4 protein-coding genes are annotated in these 2,370 nt (G+C 68.3%); 2 read left to right on the forward strand and 2 right to left on the reverse strand.

The annotated features are described in order from the left end of the window. A partial coding sequence (locus tag P3H15_RS53595; protein ID WP_276144758.1) for a hypothetical protein occupies positions 1–374 on the forward strand: 374 nt, incomplete at its 5' end. A gap of 37 nt (positions 375–411) precedes the next feature. Here the strand turns inward: P3H15_RS53595 and P3H15_RS53600 are convergent. Next, the gene (locus P3H15_RS53600) at positions 412–636 is read right to left on the reverse strand and encodes a hypothetical protein (protein WP_276144759.1); all 225 of its coding nucleotides are present in this window, start codon (positions 634–636) and stop codon (positions 412–414) included. A 145-nt stretch (positions 637–781) separates the two neighbouring features. Beyond that, on the reverse strand, positions 782–1,108 hold the full coding sequence (locus P3H15_RS53605; protein ID WP_276144760.1) for an ANTAR domain-containing protein: 327 nt from the start codon (positions 1,106–1,108) through the stop codon (positions 782–784). Between the two features lie 267 nt (positions 1,109–1,375). Here P3H15_RS53605 and P3H15_RS53610 point away from each other — a divergent pair, with 267 nt between their 5' ends. After that, the gene (locus P3H15_RS53610; protein ID WP_276144761.1) at positions 1,376–2,347 is read left to right on the forward strand and encodes a ferritin-like domain-containing protein; all 972 of its coding nucleotides are present in this window, start codon (positions 1,376–1,378) and stop codon (positions 2,345–2,347) included. Positions 2,348–2,370: the final 23 nt, after the last annotated feature.

Below are 2,370 nucleotides of genomic sequence, written 5' to 3' on the forward strand. Positions count from 1 at the left end.
ATCACAAACGCGGCAACCCCAATGGGGGTCGGTACTTCGATGGCACCGTTTCGACCAACCCGGTCACAGCGACCACCTGCTCGGGGGTGGTGTGGTCGCAGTGTTGTCTGTCGGCCTGGGGGTGCCGTGGAGTGCTCGCTGCTGTGGTTGTGGTCCTCGTTCCCGTCGTCCTGATCGTTCCCGCGTCCCATCTTCTGCGGGGTGCGGTAGTAGTGGTCGAGCGGCGCCGTCTCGGCTGCCGCGGCGCCGATTCCGGACACCGCATTTTCCGCGGATTATCCGACGCGTCGCGTGGGGGATCGGCTGGATCCGCGGTGGGTCCCACAAGGTCGTCGACACCCGTCCCGGAAACCGGCAAGGAACCGGACGGCTGACGGTGCGAGATGGTTGTCCGATTCGCGCCGGTGACAGTCAATCCGAGGCGGGCCGGTCGGGGGACGGTTCGGGGGTGCGGAAGATCTGCTTCTCGCCGCGGGCCTGTTCCATGCGGTCCTCGAATTCGTTCTCCGCCTCATCGGTGTCGTCGTCGGTGGTTGGCGGTGTGGGGGTGCCGGGGGCACCCAGCCCAGGGTCGGCGGCGTCGATCTCGTCGGAACCGACGTGGGTGATCGGCAGGAACGGTTCGTTCATCGACATGGATACATCCTGCCTCGGCGGTGCGGGACCGCCAACAGGAGCGGCGAGCAGACTGGCGAGGCGAGAGGGCCTCAGACGACCGCTGGGGGACGCCGATGAGGCATTGCCGGCGGGCAGGGTGTCCTACGGTCAGCAGCTGTTCTCTTCACCGCGAAGACCCTGGCCAGTGCGCGAGACGCGACTCCCACTCGGTCACCGCTTCGGATGCGTTCGTGTGCCGTTCCGCGGATCCCAGCGGGGGATGGGCGTCGATTGCGAGATCGACCAGGGCGTGGGCGACGGTCAGCACGCTGAGGTGATGCCGGCGCGCGACTCGGAGCAGTTCGTCGAAGGCCTCGGTCGGACTGCAACGGCGTAGTGCGATCAGGATGCCTTCCGCCACCGACAGCGTTTCCCGTCCGTCCCTGGCATGTTGGACACCGACCCGGAGGTTCGGGTGCGGTTCGGGCACCGACGTCATGGGCATCGTCATCTTTCGTGATAGGGCTCCACTCCCGGTCGTGGATCGGGCCTGTCCTTCCCTCGGCGTACCCGAAACGGGTCCGATTCACGCACGTCACAGGAGGACGTGGAGGATCACCCACGCCGTGTCGGAAGCGAGTCGCTGGTGAACAGTTGCCGAATTCCCCCTGTTCGACCCCGTCCAGCCGCTTACCCCTCGGCGGGGCTGGGTAGGCGAGGCAGCGGTGCACCTTGCGCCGACCCGATGCCGTCAAATGCCGAAGGGGCGAAAAACCGCATGAGCACATCGAATACATCAAGCACCACTACTTTGCTGGCGCAGCTGCGCACAGTCCTCGACCTGACCCACACCGAAATTCAGATCGCCGAAACCCGCACAGTGCAGGCCCGCACCGAGGCCGTGCGCCGGGAGCTGACCGAGAACGCCGACAACGGCCGCGCCCGCGCCGAGGCCATCGAGGCCGCGATCCGCGAACTCGGTGGCGTCCCGGAGTTGATCGGCCCGTTCCTCGGGCGAGCCGCCGCCGCGGTCAAGGCGATCGTCGAGCAGGCCCAACCGTTCGACGAGGCCCTGCTCGGTGATCTCGCGCTCGAGCACCAACTCCTCGACCGGGCCCGCTACATCAAGGCGCTCGCGGTCGCGGCTCAGAAGAAGGAGGTCGAGAACCTGGCGTTCCGGCTGATCGCTGCCCACTCGGCGACCGTGGACTGGCTGACCACCGTCCTCGCCGAGGATGCCTTGGGCGGGCCGGCGGCGCTGCGCCGCACTCCGCTGCAGGCGGTGGCCGGGACCGCGGTGCGGCTGGTCAACGCGCCGGTGTCCTGGTCGGCCCGCGGCCTGGACCGGGCTCTCGACACCGTCCGCGCCACCCCACCGGCGCTCAGTGACCTGCTGAACCGCGGCGCGCAGGCCGGCGACGTCGCCGTGAAAACCCTGACCGCATCCCGAGACGCCGCCCTCGAGACCGCGGAGCAGGTCACCCGCCGCGAAGGAGCCGACGGGGTCGCGGAAGTGCTGCATTCGGCTCGTACCGCGGCCGGGGTCCTCGAACCGGGCGAACTGCCCATCGACGGCTACGACGACCTCAACGTCGCGGAAGCAGTGACTGCCGTCAAGGAATTGACCGAACCGGCGGACGTGCGCGCCATCGTGGCGTACGAGGAAGCGCACAAGAACCGGCACGGTGTCGTCTCGGCTGCGCAGACTCGCCTGGCCGCGATCGCCCAGGAAGTCGTGGGCCTGAGCTGACCGGATCGACCGTCGCCGACCTC

It is taken from the genome of Rhodococcus sp. T2V (assembly GCF_029269925.1).
Taxonomy (GTDB): Bacteria; Actinomycetota; Actinomycetes; order Mycobacteriales; family Mycobacteriaceae; genus Rhodococcus_F; species Rhodococcus_F koreensis.

Bases quoted from the DNA above. Each gene is read 5' to 3' on its own strand.
- P3H15_RS53605 (WP_276144760.1), bottom strand. From the start codon at position 1,108: ATGACGATGCCCATGACGTCGGTGCCCGAACCGCACCCGAACCTCCGG.
- P3H15_RS53610 (WP_276144761.1), top strand. From the start codon at position 1,376: ATGAGCACATCGAATACATCAAGCACCACTACTTTGCTGGCGCAGCTG.
- P3H15_RS53600 (WP_276144759.1), bottom strand. From the start codon at position 636: ATGTCGATGAACGAACCGTTCCTGCCGATCACCCACGTCGGTTCCGAC.